This is a genomic window from Lysinibacillus sp. GW821-FHT14F06 (assembly GCF_058803665.1).
In genome coordinates this window covers 101,214-119,196 of the sequence record NZ_JBXAPF010000004.1, presented here as the reverse complement: position 1 = coordinate 119,196, position 17,983 = coordinate 101,214, and the positions used below count along the sequence as shown (strand labels likewise).

The following is a 17,983-nucleotide window of genomic DNA, read 5'->3' as shown; positions in this document are numbered from 1 at the left end:
ATCATATGGGAAAAGCCATACACAAGAAAGCACGCAGAATCGTTTAAGTAGTACATCTAAGTGTTATTCTCTAAGAAGAAGATAATCAACAGAAGGCACTAAAAAAGCCAATTTACATCACATTTTTTGTGACAAATCGACTTCTTCAGTGCCCTCTTATCAAAATTGGAGCTTTTAAGCAGACTCTATCGTTTTTTAAAAAAAGCTTCTATATCTTCAAAGGTAAATGGTGTATCCTGTATTTTTTCATGATTATTGTGCAAGGTCGTCATACGATTTATGATAGGAGCTAATCTCCCCTCCTCTTCCTGCTTTATTTTAAACGCCACACCATAAGAGTACACTTCAAAATTTTCCTCAAGTGTCCATCGTAAAGTGCCTTTTAGCTCAAAGGATTGCTTCATTAATACAAAACTAAATTTAAATGTCATCCTACTATTTATCGGTAATTTTAATGAAGAACGGATTTTCATGCCGCCTAAACTAATATTCTCGATTAGAATCGGTGTGTTTCCAATGTCTACCTTCTTCTGATTGATCTTGATAATTGTCATCGTTCCCATCACAAAGGCAGGAAAATTAAATCGATAATAAGCTCGTCGCTCCACAATTGGTTTCTTGTTCTCCTTTGTGATTTGAGGTGTTAAAAAACCCTTTTGAAGCATTTTCTCAAAGATAGCTGCAGAAACTGGCTTTGAAAAAATATTGCCTTGAACAACATCACATTCCTGCTGCTTTAAAAACAGGTATTGCTCATAGTTGTCTACCCCTTCCGCCACTACTTTCATTTCAAGCATTTTGGCTAAATATATTGTGGAAGACACTAAACCATTATCTATTTTATGATCATGATGGATATTGCGGATAAAAGCTCGATTAATTTTGATAGATGTTGGTTTGAATGTTCTTAATGAGTCAAGTGAGGAATAGCCAGTTCCAAAATCATCTATAGCAATTTTCACACCAAGCTTTTGTAATTCTAATAGCGTGGTCAGGACACTCGTGCTATTTTTTAATAAGGTGCCCTCAGTTATTTCTAATTCTAAATAGCCCGCTGAAATATCATTCAATGCTAATTGCTCTTTTATTAGCTCAACAAACCCTTTTTTCATGAAGCGGACTGGTGAAATATTAATAACAATTGTACGTAATACATGACCGCGTTCACGCCATTCTTTCAAAGACGCACAAGCCTTTCGAATCACCCAATCTGCTATTGTATGGATCATATGATTTTCTTCAGCCAGTGGAATAAATTCGCCTGGTGAGACAACGCCCCATTCATTATGGTGCCAACGAATTAAAGCTTCTGCCCCATAAATATTCCCCTTCTGTGGCTCCACTAATGGTTGAAAATAAAGCTCAAATTCCTCGTTTAGAAGGACATGATGCATATCACGATCAAGTACAAATTGTTTATAGGAGCTAATATCATCAGAGATGGAATAGACGTAATAATTATTTCGTCCTCTCTGTTTCGCATAGCATAGTGCAGAATAGGCGTTTTCTAATAGGGTAACTCTATTCAAACCTTCCTCTGGATAGAAGGTGATGCCAATACTTGCTGAAATATGGAGCTCATAATCTCTGACAATGGTCATAGCTTCAAAGGATTTTAAAATACGATTTGCTAGGGCGTAAATATTATTTTTACTACTATATTTTTTAATAAGGATAATAAAATAATTGCTATTTAATCTTGCGATAAAGCCATTCTCAGGGATAAGAGAACTCAACCGCTTGGCAATGAATTGTAACACTTCATCCCCAATTTGAAAGCCCAGAGCCTGATTAATAACATGAAAGCGATTGATATCAATATAAAGCACTGCAAAAGGATCCATACTATGACAAAAGCTATCCATTTTTTCATATAAGCTTAAATGATTAGGTAAACCCGTCAATTCATCATAATGAACTAAAAAATTCAATTTTTCTTCACGTTCAATTTCTGCTGTTATATCTGTGACTAAGCCAAAAATATGATTAACCTCTCCATCCTCGTTAAGTCGCGGTACAATTTGCTCTAACAGCCACTTTGTAGAACCGTCTCTATAAAATAAACGATAGATTACCTGATAACTTTTCCCTAAAGCTAAATACTCTGTATATTCTAATACCTCCTGTAGATGTGCAGGGTGTATTCGTTTAATCCATGCTTCTGAGTCTTCGTATAATGTTTTTAACGGTATGCCTAATATATTTTCTAATCCTTGTGACGCATATAGTATCTTACCTCTTATCGAATCTCTCATCCAAATACCTGCATCTAAATTGTCAAAAATATAACGATAGCTTTCAATATTATCCTTTAATGCTTGTTCGAGTTCTTTAAAGGCTGTATTGTCCTTAACAACACCAACCATTTTAAAAGGCTCATTATTTTTCCAAATAACCTCTGCAACAGCTTTTAAATAACGTAATTCATTTGTTTTGCCATGATAAATCCGAAACTCACTGTCAAATTTCTCTTGTCTTAAAGATTGCTGAAAAGTTTGATACGTACTTTCATAATCATGCGGATGTATAAATTGAAATGGCTTATCAATCCCATCTTCAGAAGATTGATCAAAACCAAAAATACGGTAAAAATTATCTGAACAATACAACTTGTCCTGTTTTATAAAATATTCCCAACTACCTGCCTCTGCTATATGCTGGGCATCATTTAAATGCTTTTCGTGTAAAAAAAATTGATTTTTTAATTCTGTAAGTCTCGTTATATCTTCAATGATTAAATAGATACCCTCAGATCTATGATTGTCAATTTTAATCGGGATGAATGTTAAAGATAGCGTCTTATAGCCACCATCCTGCTGTAACATTTCAATTTCAAGCTTTTCACTCTTACCACGTAAAGTTTGATGGAACGCTCTCTTTAAACGTTTATAATTTTCTTCCGGGAAAATTTTTTTAAAATCTTCAGAATGCCGAGGTCGATAATGTAAAATTTGATAGAGTTCTTCTTTATTTATATAAATAATTTCACCATCTGACGAAAAGACGATAATCATATCGGGATGATATTTTGCTAAAGACAGGGCATATTCAAATAAAATAGTATTGTGAACAGGCTCTAATGCTAGCTGATGACTATTTTCATCCTTCAAAAAGAATTGTTTTAATAAATTATTTTTCTTCATACAATTCACCTCTTTCAGCTTTTTTCACCTATCATAAGAATAATTCCCTAAAAACAATTATAAAAACTAGTTAAAACCTCCTAATTACAGATTATAGCCTCTATGAAGAAACATGAACATGATTTTCGGATAGTTAAACAAAACATACTAACATTGTAGAAGTAATAAACCACCCAAGTGTCCATCAACATTCCCCTATTCTTTCTAATGGACCTGTTTTTTCTCCTAACGTTATCATTCTCAGTCTCATCTGTGACGTTAATCAACTTTTACAAATGGCAAACATTTTAACAAATGTCATCCACAACTTTTGGTGATGAGCCAATTAAAAATAAAATTACCAAAAAATGATTTACATATGTTTTTTTACAGTCTATAATGCAGTTAACATTTATTAACCGGTTAAAAAGGAGATTATCACATGAAGCAAAAGTCTATTTCAATTATTGAAACTTATGAACAATTAAAAGCTATAAGTGACCCACTTAGAACAAAGATGCTTATGTATTTGGTCGAACAGCCCTATACAGTACACATGCTAGCCAATGAACTTAACCTGTCCAGAGCCAAGATTCTCTATCATATTCGTGAATTGGATAAATATGGAATAATAAAGCTAGTAAGAACCGAAGAACGAGGAGGAAATTTATTAAAGTACTATCAAGCAATAGCAAGAGGGTTTATCCCTGCAGACCATTTGCTTAATTATGTTGAGTCTAAAGAAGCTACAAGACAATCATTTTTAGAAGTGTTAAGTCGTGCTAAAACGCGTGTGTTAACCGCACCTGATGAAACATTCAAATTACATTCTTCAAATGTTGAAGAATGGAACAATCTATCCCTCCAAAATGAATTTACAGTGAGCCAAGAAAAGTTCCTGGAATTCACCAAAAAATATAGAGCTCTTCTAGAAGATTTAATTAGCGATAACACTGAAGAAGAAAAACAACATTATTATTTAATGACGACTGCGTTTCAAATTGAAGAGCCTATTTTTACGAAAAAGAATTAAGGTTATATTATTTTTGTAATGGAGGGATTGGATTGAGTAATCAGGAAGTACTTTGGTCACCCCCGGAGGAAGAAAAATCTTCATCTCTATTGAAAAATCGCTCTTTTATATTTCTATGGCTATCAAGTACAACCTCTTTTGTGGCTTTATCTAGCTATTTATTTGCTGAACAATGGTATATTATCACTGTCTTGAAAATGGAATCGGCACTTGGAATAGTTTTGATGATAACGATGATTTTTCGCGTTCTCTTTATGACTGTTGGAGGGGTTTGGGCAGACCGGTATAGAAGGTCACGTATTATGCTTGTTTCAAGCCTTATCCGATGCGTCATAGTTATTGTTATGATTTTCTTCCTTCAAATGAGCATCCTTGAAATTTGGTCGCTTATTGGTTTTGCCATATTATTTGGAATTGTAGATGCCTTCTTTTCCCCAGCCAATACGTCACTGCTGCCTTTGTTAGTGCCGAACAGTTTAATAACAAAAGCTAATTCATTTATACAAAGCTCAAATCAGATTGCCATGTTTTCTGGACCTATGATAGGCGGATTGATTTTATCTAAAGGATCGTTTAGTCTTTTATTTTCAATTATTGCAGCATTTTTGTTCATGACCTTCCTATTTTCATATTGTATTGGTGAGCAAAAAAAGCAGGCTCCCTCAAATAATAGTTCTACTAAAGGCGAACTATTAGATGGGCTAAAGTATGTTTGGAATATGTCATTTCTGAAAAACATGCTCATAATTCTTATAATCGTTAATTTCTTCTTCTTTGGTCCTCTTCAAATGGGGATTCCTCTTATAATTAATAATGTACTTCATGGAGAAGCATTGCATTTAAGCTTTTTACAGAGTTCGTATCAGGGAGGAATGCTGGCAGGGGCGGTAACAGTAGGAATAGTTAATTTCAGAAAAAAAAGAGGTTTATCGATCTTAATAATTATCAACGTCCTTGGAATTTGTTTATCCTTACTTGGATACATTCATTTTCTTTGGCAAGGTATTTTTTTATTATCAATCATGGGGATACTTTCTTCTATCATCAATGTATCACTAATTTCAATCATTCAAGAAAAGAGCCAAGAAGATAGAATTGGCAGAGTGATGAGCCTCGTTAACGCATTTTCGAATGGACTTGTCCCACTCTCCTATGCTTTTGTTTCTATTGCCCTTGTTATGGAATTGACTATCTCCAGTATAATGTTGTATTGCGGATGTCTAATTATATGTATATCTTTGTTGTATATATTTAAGCCAAACGTTATTAAAAGTGTTGATTAAAAGTGGTCAAATGTAGTGGAATTTCAATTTCCGCTCCAGATTAGCGTTGAGCTAATTCCTAGCCTTGCTTTAATGCTTTAATTACTGTAAATAAGAGTGATATGCCAGTAGGCTCATGCTATATGAAATGGTTGATTGGAGTGGAGACTGGGCGACTCTTTGGGATTTGTGTCGAGGGCACTGAAATAGTTTCGCGCATCTAATATGAATATAAAAAAGATGTCCACTAAGCCTTTAATGACTAAGTGGACATCCTTTTATACTATGAAGCTATTCAATTTATACGATTATTTTTGAATAAATTGTTGTGTCCAGTAGTTACCTGTTTTCACATAACCAACACCAATATGTGTAAAGCTACCATTTAAGATATTCGCACGGTGACCTGGTGAATCCATCCAAGCTTGTACGACTTCTTGAGGTGTACGTTGACCTTGTGCAATATTTTCACCTGCACTCTTATACGTAATACCTAAAGCTTTCATACGATCAAATGGTGAACCAAAAGTTGGGCTTGTATGTGAAAAATATTTTTTAGATTGCATATCTTGTGATTTTTCACGAGCAGCTGCCATCAATTTATCATCTGTTTTAAATGGTGCTAGACCGGCTTTTGTACGTTCAGCATTCGTTAATTTTACAACTTCTTGTTCAAAAGCATTCACATCTGAAGTAGTTGTTGATGGTGTAGTTTGAGCGGGTTTAGTAGTTGTATTATCTTTTTGAGTCGTTTGTGTATTGTTATTTGTTGTTTGATTATTTTCTGGTACTTGTACTTCTTTTGATGGTGCTTGTGTTTGTGGTTGTTTAACTACCCACTTATGATTTGACCACTGATTTGACCATTTATAAGAATAAACAACTTTATTACAGTCTGTAGTTGTGTTCCCCTCTGTAGTATTTTCTGCAGCGGAAGCCATTTGAATTGGAGCTGCTAATAAAAATGTTGCACAAATTGCAGTTAGTGTTTTTTTCATTTTTGCAATTCCTCCTTCTCTGCCACTTATCGTAAATGATGATTTTATTTAATTTCTTACCAACATCTGCTAAGGTCACCATCGAAGCAAAGAATTCGCGTAAAACAGGGGTTTTTTTGTCATAATTTTTAGCAGGTTTCACCAATCTATGAAATACTTACGTTTTAAATTGGGTTGACACCTCTCAAAAGCTAGCGAATATTTTCAATATTTTAATAACGGATTGCTATTCAAAATCCTAGAAATTTTATCGAAAATATTCTCTTTGATTAATAGAAAATGGATGAAGATAGTAGGATCTATCGTTATCTGACGCAAAAAAACTGCCATTCTTGCTAAAAGAAAGACAATTACAACATGTCTATTTTAACAGGAAGCGGCAGATATGATTTTTTATCTTGATTTAGCAAATCTTTACTGTGTGAAAGCGCTGAGACAGCAACATACACTGAGTGACCAACATCACATTAGCTCAAAGTCCATGACGGAAGTCACGGATTTTGAAATATCCGGACGCATTGTTTACCTGTGCAAAAGCGAAGCGACAGCAACAAATGTTTTCAGTAACGAAAGCATAGCGGCAGCTACAATTACGCTGGGACGTCATTGATACTTGTTTAATGAATACCAATGACGTTTACATCCCCTACATTTTCTCCAATGATAACTAATTTTGCTGGCATTTTTACGTATTCAGGCAGCCATTGGACCATTCCATATGCATATTGAAATAACATGGGGTTTCTTATACCTTCAATTGGTACGTACCCTTTCATACGATAGACCGTATCAGGTAATGAACGTACCCAATTCTCAAAATGTTCTTGCGTAAAATCTATATCCTTAAATTCAACTAATCTTGACCCCAGATGCATGGATGCAATTGGTGATTTCACGATATCACTTTTGTCCACTTGTGCAGTTGCCTTTAAATCTTCTAAAAGTCGTAACGGTACTCGGCCATTTGTTGTTTGTAAAATAAAAGCATGTGGATTATAGCCCTGTAACTCATAAATTACACGAGCCTGCTCCGCCTCTGTTAATAAATCCATTTTATTGGCCAATAATAGATGAGCATGACGGATTTGCTCCATAAATAAAGAGCGCACTTGTGGTGTTAACGTCTCACGATTCAACCAAAGCTTTGAATCTGCCACAGTGACAATTCCCTTCACATTCAATTTTTCTGCAAATAACGGCGAATAGACGGCATCTAATGCTTCTACAGGATGTGCAGCACCTGTTGTTTCAATAATCAGTACATCAAACTCACTATCCATTAATAGTGATTGAATTTGTGCTTCTGTTTTTTCCGCACCAGAACAGCAGATACAGCCCTCTAGCATCTCTTTCAACGGAATATCCTTTTCAACAGCCTGTGAATCAAATGGCAGCTTCCCAAGTTCATTCATTATAACTGCTGGCTTTAAGTTTTTTTCCTTCAATTGTCGTATTACATCAGTGAGCATAGAAGTTTTTCCACTACCTAAAAAACCACTAAATAAATAAACGTCCTTCACAATCTTTACCTCCTATAAAAAAAGCTGTCGCACAGATCGTTTATAACGAATGCTGCGACAGCTACTTCTTTAGTTTGTAGTTTCCTCAGTTTTTGCTGGTGATCCAGTAAGCAGTTCTTTTGCTTTTAACAATTGAGGATCATCTGCTTTTATTTTTGCACGTAATGCATCCATTAAAGCATACGTCGTATCTCCAGTTAAAATGCCCGTTTCATCCAGTCCATTTTTATCTTGCAGTTTTTTCACTGCTCGTTCTGTATATTGATCGAAATTACCATCTACTTTACCAGGCTCGTATCCAAGAACCTCTAACATCTCTTCTGCCGCTTTTATAGAGTCAGACTGTAAGCCCTCTTTCATTTCAAGAGCTGGATCGAGATATGGTAATGATGCATAGGACGGATATGGTACTTTTACATCTGGCGCAATACCTTTTTCGTTAATCCAGTTACCATTTGGTGTTAGCCATTTGCCTGTTGTAAATTTAAGATTTGAACCATCTTTTAGTGGTGTAATATTTTGCACAGTTCCTTTACCGAAAGATGTCTCACCAACAACTTTAGCACCAATAGATTCCTTTAAAGCACCTGCTAAAATTTCAGATGCTGATGCACTACCATTATCGACAAGTACGGTTACAGGTAGATTGTATTTCTCCCCTGCAATAGCATTTGTGATTTTTGGCTCCTCGTCTTTTTGTTGTACTTGAACAATTGGTTTACCCTCTGGTACAAATAAATTAGAAATTTCTATTGCGGCCTCTAGGTAACCGCCAGGGTTTTGACGTAAATCTAAGACAATTCCCTTCATATCTTTCCCTTTATACTCAGCAAGTATTTTTTCAAGCTCTTTAGCTGTGTTTTGACTAAATGAAGTTATTTGGATATGTGCAATATTACCATCAAGCATCTCACCGTACACGGTTTCAACTGGAATATCATCACGAATAATTGTCATTGTTATAGGCTCCGTATTGTTGCCACGTTTTACAGTTAATTTCACAGGTGTCCCTTTTTCACCACGAATAAGGGCGACAGCCTCAGAAGCACTAAATCCTTGAATGCTTTTCCCATCTACCGTTAAAATTATATCTTTTGGTAATAGTCCTGCCTTTTCAGCTGGAGAATTTTTGATAGGTGACACAACTGTAATAAAGCCGTTACGTTCTTGAATTTCCGCACCAATTCCTTGGAAGCTAGAAGATAAGCCAGAATTAAATTGGTCTGCTTCTTCTTTCACCATAAAATCAGAATATGGATCATCTAACGCATCAAACATGCCATTAATAGCACCATTGACTACTTTTTCATCATCAATATCTTTATAATAATTTTTCTTAAGTAAATCAAAGGCCTCATATAGCTTTGTAAATTCCGCACGTTCAATCGGTACTTTTACTTCCACTACTTTCTTCTCGCCGAACGTTAATGCGAAAATCGTTAAGCCTGCAGTAATAAGGATTGTAAAGAACATCAGCATGATAAATTTAAACGGTTTTAATTGTATAAATTGTCCTGCTGGTTTTACTTCGTTCTGGGTTTGTTCTTCCTGCTGTTCTATACTATCTTTTTTCTGTTCATCCATCTTGATTGTCACCACTCTCATATACACTAACTTGTTGTCACACACTATTACCATCTTAACAGGTTATAGAGAAGACGAAAAGAAAAAGACAGTCAAAATTCACGCCAATTCTTGTCCGTCAACTATTCCCCAATAGCTTCAGCTGCTTACAATTATGTATCAATTGCGCCCTAGCGTAATTGTAGCTGCCGCTATGCTTTTGCTACAGAAAACATTTGTTGCTGTCGCTTCGCTTTCGCACAGATAAACAATGTGTCCGGATTTTTTTCGAGCTCGCTCGAAAAGCTCCTCTTCAAAATCCGTGACATCCGCCAGGGGCTTTGGGCCAACAGATGTTTTTTGTGCGAAAGCGTAGTGCTAACGCAGCGGCAGCAACATGATGTTGGTCACTCAGGCGTTTTCACATGAAGTGAAGTTCTTAGCCTGAGTTCCCCTATTTCAGTCGGCATTTGTACGCCCACTGAATAGAAAAATAATCGCATTCATCTCGCCACCCTATAGAGGTGAGAGTATTCTGTATCTGTCGCTATGCTTTCGATACAAAAACATTTGCTGAATCAAGATAAACACTTCTTCTGGTTACCATATAGAGAAAGATGTCTTTAGAGGCTTTACCTAGACACCTCTCTCCTCTGTTAAGTTAAGGTATATAATGGTACTGCTTTTCTATTTTACTCGATTCTTAGAAGCAGTCAACTATATACACATAGAATATTAGAATTCAATTAATGCTTAAGCATCTTTTATATACGTAACTTGCGCCAATCTTGCAGTTTTTATTTTATTTTCTGCGGTTTTTACTGCATTCATTCCTGTAAAAGTTCCCGTTTTAATACGATACTTTGTACCATCTTGCTCAATGTAGACAAGCCAGCCAAAAGTAAGTTTCATAACCTTTGCTGCGCTTTCCGCCGCCTGAAACGTATTATAGGTTCCTGTTAAAATACGATATTTTAATGTTTCAACAGGTGGATTTTGTGTATTACCAGCTTTTTTAATCATCTCTATAAATTGAGACCAAGAAACTTTTCCAGCACGCATATTCCGAGGACAATTTTTACCGCTAAAATAATGATGCTGAACAATGTTTTCAATAGCTATATTTTCATCTTTAATAATTTTAGCGATAAGAGCAGCAGCATTTTGCACCGCTTTTACATAATCGCCATCACTATTTACACATATTTCAACTTGGATTCCTTGATTGTTGCCACTATACGTTCCTGCACCCCAACATTCCCAAAAATGTTGGAATGATTGTACAGCCTCTTGATCATCAACTTGCCAATGCCAACTTGCTTGTCTGCTATTGCCGTTTATTTGTAGGCGTGCATGTGCATCCGCATCAGCTCCAATATTGGTATTATCTGTTTCATGAACAACAATATATTTTTTTAAATTATTTTTGCCATTTGTCATGTTCACAGCTAGAGAAATTGGCACTAATTTCTGGCGTATGGTTACCAAAGGTTTCCCCTCCCTTCATTTTATTTGGCGTCGTGTTTAGTATCGTCATCTATCAAAACTACAGATCATCCTAGAAATAAATGACGATTTAAAACTATTTTATGCACCTTTAGTTACTTGTATTGTGTTTTTATAAGTATTAATAACTATAGCAAATGATCCCAAATATGTTTTCTTAATGATGACAATTAAGCTCTTTTAATTTCTTGACTACAGAATGAACTGTTAGCCTGTGAAAAGTAAGTAGCTGCCCCTTATAGATAACAGAAAAAATACCGTAGGGCGTTGGCGATAATGTCATTAACTGGTCTCTATTCTTAAAATCAATTACTTCCACTGGTAAATCTAATTCCGTTGCCCCCTCAACTATATTTTCTGTGGCAACTTCAACATATGGACATTGAAAGGAACGCAAAATCGTTAACTGATTAAATCTTTTTAATCTCTCCTCCCAATCTTTTGGGAAATAAGGTTGCTCCAATTCTTGTCTAAATGAATAGGCAAGTAATTCAAAACCGTAAGGAGCACTATCAATACATTGAAAGTTATTTTTTAAAAAAATCTCTTTACTAGGCGTCCACGATGTCGTCGAATTTGTCACAACCACCACACCTTTTTTGACTAGCCTCTTTGCATCTGTCAGACATTTTTGAATAAGTTCTGTCCCATAGCCTTGTCCAGTTTCAGTGACCCACAAGCAATGAATAACTAAATAGTCATTCGCAAAGACAACCCTTGAAGAATATTCAGCTGCTGTATATTCAATAAAGCCAACTTGCTTATTATTTTTAAAGATCTGGACATATTTCAAGCCTTCCTCAAAGCTGTTTTGAAGCCAATTATTCTTTTGTCTATAGCCTTTGGAATTCTTTTTACTTCTAGGCAATAACTCCCTATACCTTCTAATAGCTCATAAGTTAAATCAATGAATTCAAGTTTAGTCGCTCGCCTAATCCCTCCTTATCTTATTAATGGTAATTATACCTTTATTAAACACTTAAAGTAGTGAAATTCCACACAAAAAAACACCTCCAATATGGAACCGTTGGAGGTGATATCCGAATTTACTTTGATTCGATTCCCTTTTTTCATGTGACACGCATATGATGAAAGTAGTAACGATCTAACAATTTGCTTAAAGGAGGCATAACAATGCAAAGAAATGAAAATAATTCGAATCAGCCGACAGACTCTTTGGAAATTTATGCAGCAAAGCTAGCCTATATTGGAACATCCATATCGACTTTAGGTGATGGTATTCAAACAATTGCCGCTGGGCTTGCATTACAGGCGTTGCAAAAAAGCAACAATGATAATTCCCAAAACAATAATGATCAGGCAAAGCAAGCTGAAAATATGCAAAAGCAAATTGATTATTTAATTTCTGAGTTAAAGCAAATTAAAAGATCTTTAAAATGAAAGACTCCACTATTCTTTACTTTATCGGCTGCATATCAAGTAATTCGGAAACCGTGACAAATTCATAGCCCTGTTTTTCCAGCTCTGCCAAAATACTGTCCATTGCCTCCACGGTTTGCTTACGGTTACCGCCTCCATCATGAAACAGGACAATATTTCCTTCCTTTACCCCTTTTAAAACAGTATTGACAATTCGGTTCGTACCTGGACTTTTCCAGTCTAATGTATCTAAATGCCAAGACCACATTACAACTTTATAGCCTTCTTTAGAAATTGCTTCAATCATGGCATCAGAATATTGCCCTTCTACAGGTCTAAATAAAGTGGGAGCATATCCTGTAATTTTTTTTATAGTTTCATCTGTTTGCTTAATCTCCTTTAGCAGGTTTGGAACATTCGTTCTTAATGGATGGGAAAAAGTATGATTGGCAAGCTCATGGCCTTCCTTATACATTCTTGAAATAACCTCTGGATTTTTCTCTGCATTTTGTCCAACTATAAAAAAAGTGGCTTTGGCATTATATTTTGCTAATACATCTAAAATCTGAGTGGTGTACTTCTTGTGTGGTCCATCATCAAAAGTAAGGGCCACAATTTTTTCATCCGTTTTAATTTCCCATACAATTTGACCTGCTTCTTCATAAAACTTTCTTCCTTTATTTTCGTAAGCACTAGCATGGACATCAAAGGAAATCATAAAAAAACAAATCGGTAATACCATCTGGAAAAATTTTTTCAAATTTTCACTTCCTCAAATAAAATTTTTCTTATCTTATTATTTGAGGATTTTTAAAATAAATGCTTTATTTTTATCATTTTCTTTCGTATAAATCATACAGCTTTGCGTATTATTTATGAAGTAAGTGAGGAGCTATGTTCCTGTAACCTATAAATTGGAGGAAGTTTAAAGATAATTGGCATCGGTTGTGAAATTATTTTTTATAAAAGCTTAAGTAATATTCAATTAATTTTATGACCGCATAAATTTTTTTATATTCTTTTTCAATTTTATATGAAATAAATAAAACAGCTACATTAAAGCTTAAAATTGTTAGGGCGACTATTTGAAATAAAGATATACCAGGCATCAGTCTCATATTAATAGCGCAGGCAATAATGGCGAACAATGATAACAGAACACCACTTAATGTAATATAGATCGGCTTAGAGCGAATAATTTCATCTGCCTGAACTTTTAACAAATCTAATAAATATCGGATTTCTTTTAGCTCATATTTTTGGTCAAAAATCACAAAATATGACATATAGACATCATTCGAAATATTCTCATTCAGTATATTTTTATGAATCTTAGTCACTAATTGATCACAAAAATCTTTATTCAAAGCTTTCTCAGGTATAAATAATTCCTCTTTATTTTCTAATATATTTGTACTGGGATGCTTCAAACCCCCTCATCCTCTCATCGTGTTCTACCTGATATAATGATTATAAATAGAAAACTTGTTTATAGTCAGATTAAAGTTCTCTGAAATGTTTCAGACACTTAAATTATATGAGGGATTGAGCATTGTATGCTATTTTCGACAAAATACACCTTATATTTTGTATAAATACAATTGAAAACCAGGACTACTCATAGGCGCCTGGTTTCATCATGTTTAATATAGTTTCTGGTATACAGCTAATGCATCTGTAATATTGAACTGCTCTGAACGTGGATCACCTTCTGCACCAACCGTTACGAGCAAATATTCTTCACCATTGATGGATGCTAAACTTGCAAGGCAAAGGCCAGCCTGCTCTGTATAGCCTGTTTTCCCCCCAATAATCTCACCTTTCATTACTTCATTGGTATTTAAATAATTAAATAACCTGCTTGTTAATGTAAAACCCTCTGGATGAAGATTCGTTGGTTTTATCGAATATCTTTCAGCTGTATAAATTTCCCTAAATGTTGGATTTGCGAGAGCAGACTGTAAAAGAATTGAAATATCTTTCACCGTTGTATAGTGGTCTGGGTGATGCAGTCCAGTAGCATTCATAAAATGACTATTCGTCATTCCAAGCTGTTGGGCCTTTTCATTCATTAGCTGGACAAACTCATTCTCTGATCCAGCAATAGATTCAGCTAAGCCAATAGATGCTTCTGCTCCTGAGGGCAGCATCGCACCATAAAGCAAATCCTTTGCAGTTACTTCCTCATTAGGGAGAAAACCTGCCATAGAAGCATTTTCTTCATATAAGTTTGTAAAAATACGGTTCTTAAGAAGAATCTTTTCCTTTAAATTTGGTATATTTTCAAGTGCTACTAGGACCGTCATCAACTTCGTTAAAGAAGCTGGATAAATGGTTTCCTCACTATTTTTGTCCAATAAAATAGTATGATCCTGTAAGCTCACTAATATGGCATTGGAGCTATGTAAATCTAAATTAAACATATGATCACTTTTCTGTAGCATCTCTAGCTGAGGTGATTTAAATGGATCAAGGTTTGGCTGAAGTGGATTATCTTTGATAACCATGAAATAAATAAACAATAGTATTACTACAAGAAATACGCTAAAGAATCCCTTTCTTTTCAACAAATACAACTCCTTCTTTCTATGCCTGTTTCCCAATTAGAGCCCCAATGCAAGATGTCAATATTGAGCTGGGAAATTATCAGGATATTACTCACACAAGTACTTTCACAAGAAGGAAAGGCTTTGTGTAGTTCCTCAATCGAGTAAGGTTGAGGAAATGCCTCACTGATTATAGTTTTATTGAAACATAAAAGAAGGAGTTCTTTTTTAATAATCTATTATAGAATTCTTAAGGTTTCTTAAGAAATTGATGGTAGGCTAACAGTAAACACAGTTTTTTCATCGGTACTAATTGCAGATATCGTTCCTCCATGCGCTTGTATAATCTCATTGGCAATAGCAAGTCCTAGCCCCGCTCCACCCGTTTGTGTAGACCTTGACGAGTCTAAACGATAAAACTTTTCGAAAATCATGGTTAATTTTTGAGGGGGAATGGCCTTTCCCTTGTTTGAAAATGAAATATGAATCTGATCATTTTGTTTTTCAGCATGAATATTAATAATGCTGTTTTCATCGCTATAGGCTATCGCATTTTTTAAAATATTATTAAACACCCTAGCTAATTTATTAGCATCAGCAAAAATCTTTATATCCTCCTCAACATTCACAATTACTTGCTGCCCTTTAGGTGCCAATAGCGGATAAAATTCATCTGCCAATTGCATCAACATATAATGTAAATTAATGACTTCTTTATCTAATATAATGGATTGTAAATTAAATCTCGTAATTTCAAAAAACTCATTAATCAATTGTTCTAATCTGTAGGATTTATCTAATGTAACCTTTACATATTTTTCTTTTTGCGCTAAAGGCATATCCTTTGCCTCATCCAGCAGGCTTAGGTATCCCATAATGGATGTCAGAGGCGTTTTAATATCGTGTGCCAAATATACCACGAGGTCGTTTTTTCGTTGCTCAGCCTCTTGTGCATCCTTTGCTCGTTTTTCTAATGTATTTTTCACAGCATTTAATTTCTTTTCCATAAATTCAAGCTCAGTTGGCAGTTCAATGTCTTTATCAGATTCCTCTGAAAGGCTGTTGACACCTAAGGCAATATGATGAAAATACTTTGTAAAGCGTGAAAGTGCAAAGTAAAAGATTACTAATAATAAAAGTATTAATCCAATTGCTAACCAAAGCTGTTTATTTTGCTGAAATAAAATCGAATAGGCTTTCTGAGCAGCATAATAATCTAGCTGAAGCACATTTTCACAAAAATGAATAAACGCATCGGCGAATGGAGCCTGTAAAACACCATCAATTACTAGTGAGCTAATCCAATAGCCGCTGATTAATGCTAGAATTAGGATAAGAAGTATTTGAAGCATTATTTTCCTTTTTAGTTTTCCAAAATCATTTTTCAATGGTATACCCCACTCCCCAAACCGTCTTTATAAATTTTGGGTTTTCTGCAGGGTCATTCATTTTTTCTCGTAAATGTCTGATATGGACCATTACGGTATTATTACTGCTATAATATTTTTCTCCCCAGACTTTTTGAAATAGTTCCTCAGAAGAAACGACACGTCCCCTATTGATACATAAAAACCAAAGGATTGAAAATTCTGTAGGTGTAAGAGACAATTGTTTTTCATGCAGCATACATTTCCGTGTGTTTTGATCTAAAATAAGCCCAGAAAAATCAATAATCATATCATTGTGCGAGGTTTCCTGCTGATTGTACCTTGTAAATCTTCGAATTTGAGCTTTCACTCGTGCAATTAGCTCCAATGGTCGAAATGGCTTCGTAATATAATCATCAGCACCTAGCGTTAGTCCTGTTATTTTATCAATTTCCTCATCCTTGGCTGTTAGCATAATCACTGGAAAATGATAATGTTCTCTAATTCTTCTGCAGATTTCAAAGCCATCTATGTCAGGCATCATCACATCAAGAATGGCGAGATCTAATTTTATCGTCTGAATACAAGTTAGTACCTCCTCGGCATTATAAAATGTAAAGACATTAAAGCCTTCATTTTTTAAATAAAGCTCTATTAAATCTGCAATTTCCCTTTCGTCATCTACGACGAGAATATTAATAGTTATTTTCATCTCCCCCTTAGAGTTGCGAACATTGCTTCAAATGTAACAATCATAATACCATTCCGTTAATCAACCTGCCATGTAAAGCTAGAGATTTAAGAAATTCTAAAGAATTTACGCAACAAAAAACCACTTCTCTAAATAGACGAAGCGGTTTCAAATGCATTTCGTTTTTTCATTAGCTACCAAAGGCAAAAATAAGCTCTGTTTCACACACTAACTCTCCATCAACAGTAGCTATTCCACGTCCTTTTCCAATAGCTCCTTTTAAGCGTGTAATTTCTACTTCAAGACGTAGCTGGTCACCCGGTTTTACTTGTTTTTTGAACCGACATTGATCAATACCGGCAAGTAATCCAAGTCTCCCTTCATTTCCTTCCTTTGTAAGCATGATAATGGCACTCACTTGTGCTAATGCTTCTATAATTAGCACTCCTGGCATTACTGGATAATTAGGAAAATGCCCATTAAAAAATTCTTCATTTATGGTAACATTTTTAATTGCTACGGCTTTCTTACCCTCTTCTAATTCCAATACACGATCCACTAAAAGAAAGGGATAACGATGTCTAATAGCTGCTTGTATTTGCTGAATATCCAGCATAGTAACACCTCCAACTGAATTATCACCTAATTCTATCACTAATTATTATTAGTTGGTACTATTTTTAAATTTTAAAAATAAAAAAATCACATTCCGAAAAAAATGTGATTTTAGATAAACTTAATTTATGTACCCGATTATTGACCAAAACCATCTCCTAATTTAATGGAATGCAGCTGTCCACTGGTTGCCCAATTGTCACGTTCATATTCCTCAAATATAACTGTTACCCATTCTTCTTTAACATTTAACTTCTTTCAACAGTAGTCTACCACCTTTATAGGTAATGGGATGAATGCGAATTTAAGCTACTTTTCAGAGCGTGTCCTAACACCCGCTGAAAGAAGTTAAAGCCTCCGGCGGATGTCACGGAATCGAA

General features: G+C 35.0%; 16 protein-coding genes. 4 read left to right on the top strand and 12 right to left on the bottom strand.

Translation table 11 applies throughout. The features are described 5' to 3' along the window. Positions 1-185 precede the first annotated feature (185 nt). Complete coding sequence (locus AC1RNS_RS05550) at positions 186-3,143, bottom strand: EAL domain-containing protein (RefSeq protein ID WP_492991344.1); 2,958 nt, start codon at positions 3,141-3,143, stop codon at positions 186-188. A 421-nt stretch (positions 3,144-3,564) separates the two neighbouring features. Here AC1RNS_RS05550 and AC1RNS_RS05545 point away from each other — a divergent pair, with 421 nt between their 5' ends. Beyond that, positions 3,565-4,155, top strand: a complete 591-nt coding sequence (locus AC1RNS_RS05545) for an ArsR/SmtB family transcription factor (RefSeq protein ID WP_492991343.1) — start codon at positions 3,565-3,567, stop codon at positions 4,153-4,155. Positions 4,156-4,187: 32 nt separating this feature from the next. Then, complete coding sequence (locus AC1RNS_RS05540; RefSeq protein WP_492991342.1) at positions 4,188-5,438, top strand: MFS transporter; 1,251 nt, start codon at positions 4,188-4,190, stop codon at positions 5,436-5,438. A 287-nt stretch (positions 5,439-5,725) separates the two neighbouring features. On the opposite strand, the gene AC1RNS_RS05535 is transcribed toward AC1RNS_RS05540, so the two are convergent. After that, positions 5,726-6,415 carry a CAP domain-containing protein gene (locus AC1RNS_RS05535; protein ID WP_492991341.1) on the bottom strand — a complete coding sequence of 230 codons (690 nt, stop codon included), beginning with the start codon at positions 6,413-6,415 and terminating at the stop codon, positions 5,726-5,728. A 385-nt stretch (positions 6,416-6,800) separates the two neighbouring features. Between AC1RNS_RS05535 and AC1RNS_RS05530 the strand changes: the two genes are divergently transcribed. After that, positions 6,801-7,025 (top strand): hypothetical protein, encoded by a 225-nt coding sequence (locus AC1RNS_RS05530; RefSeq protein ID WP_492991340.1) that lies wholly within the window; start codon positions 6,801-6,803, stop codon positions 7,023-7,025. Between the two features lie 7 nt (positions 7,026-7,032). Here AC1RNS_RS05530 and AC1RNS_RS05525 read toward each other — a convergent pair whose 3' ends face one another. From AC1RNS_RS05525 to AC1RNS_RS05510, 4 genes are all read right to left on the bottom strand, one after another. Continuing rightward, a complete protein-coding gene (locus tag AC1RNS_RS05525) occupies positions 7,033-7,935 on the bottom strand; it encodes a CobW family GTP-binding protein (protein ID WP_492991339.1) in 903 nt (300 codons plus the stop codon). 69 nt (positions 7,936-8,004) lie between these two features. Continuing rightward, entirely contained in the window at positions 8,005-9,519 is a 1,515-nt protein-coding gene (locus AC1RNS_RS05520; RefSeq protein ID WP_492991338.1) for a lmo1851 family serine protease, read from the bottom strand. Between the two features lie 732 nt (positions 9,520-10,251). Further along, a complete protein-coding gene (locus tag AC1RNS_RS05515) occupies positions 10,252-10,986 on the bottom strand; it encodes a peptidoglycan recognition protein family protein (protein WP_492991337.1) in 735 nt (244 codons plus the stop codon). A 175-nt stretch (positions 10,987-11,161) separates the two neighbouring features. Next, the gene (locus AC1RNS_RS05510) at positions 11,162-11,872 is read right to left on the bottom strand and encodes a GNAT family N-acetyltransferase (RefSeq protein WP_492991336.1); all 711 of its coding nucleotides are present in this window, start codon (positions 11,870-11,872) and stop codon (positions 11,162-11,164) included. Between the two features lie 266 nt (positions 11,873-12,138). Between AC1RNS_RS05510 and AC1RNS_RS05505 the strand changes: the two genes are divergently transcribed. Continuing rightward, positions 12,139-12,405 carry a translation initiation factor 2 gene (locus AC1RNS_RS05505; protein WP_492991335.1) on the top strand — a complete coding sequence of 89 codons (267 nt, stop codon included), beginning with the start codon at positions 12,139-12,141 and terminating at the stop codon, positions 12,403-12,405. A gap of 16 nt (positions 12,406-12,421) precedes the next feature. On the opposite strand, the gene AC1RNS_RS05500 is transcribed toward AC1RNS_RS05505, so the two are convergent. The 6 genes from AC1RNS_RS05500 to fabZ form a co-directional block, all read right to left on the bottom strand. After that, positions 12,422-13,144, bottom strand: a complete 723-nt coding sequence (locus AC1RNS_RS05500; RefSeq protein ID WP_492991334.1) for a polysaccharide deacetylase family protein — start codon at positions 13,142-13,144, stop codon at positions 12,422-12,424. A 193-nt stretch (positions 13,145-13,337) separates the two neighbouring features. Further along, on the bottom strand, positions 13,338-13,814 hold the full coding sequence (locus AC1RNS_RS05495) for a hydroxymyristoyl-ACP dehydratase (protein ID WP_492991333.1): 477 nt from the start codon (positions 13,812-13,814) through the stop codon (positions 13,338-13,340). A gap of 213 nt (positions 13,815-14,027) precedes the next feature. Further along, positions 14,028-14,951, bottom strand: a complete 924-nt coding sequence (locus AC1RNS_RS05490) for a D-alanyl-D-alanine carboxypeptidase family protein (protein WP_492991332.1) — start codon at positions 14,949-14,951, stop codon at positions 14,028-14,030. Positions 14,952-15,190: 239 nt separating this feature from the next. Continuing rightward, positions 15,191-16,282, bottom strand: a complete 1,092-nt coding sequence (gene vanS / locus AC1RNS_RS05485; protein ID WP_492991331.1) for a vancomycin resistance histidine kinase VanS — start codon at positions 16,280-16,282, stop codon at positions 15,191-15,193. A 25-nt stretch (positions 16,283-16,307) separates the two neighbouring features. Continuing rightward, a complete protein-coding gene (gene vanR, locus AC1RNS_RS05480) occupies positions 16,308-17,003 on the bottom strand; it encodes a VanR-ABDEGLN family response regulator transcription factor (RefSeq protein WP_492991442.1) in 696 nt (231 codons plus the stop codon). A 175-nt stretch (positions 17,004-17,178) separates the two neighbouring features. Further along, the gene (gene fabZ, locus AC1RNS_RS05475) at positions 17,179-17,604 is read right to left on the bottom strand and encodes a 3-hydroxyacyl-ACP dehydratase FabZ (protein WP_492991330.1); all 426 of its coding nucleotides are present in this window, start codon (positions 17,602-17,604) and stop codon (positions 17,179-17,181) included. Positions 17,605-17,983 lie beyond the last annotated feature (379 nt).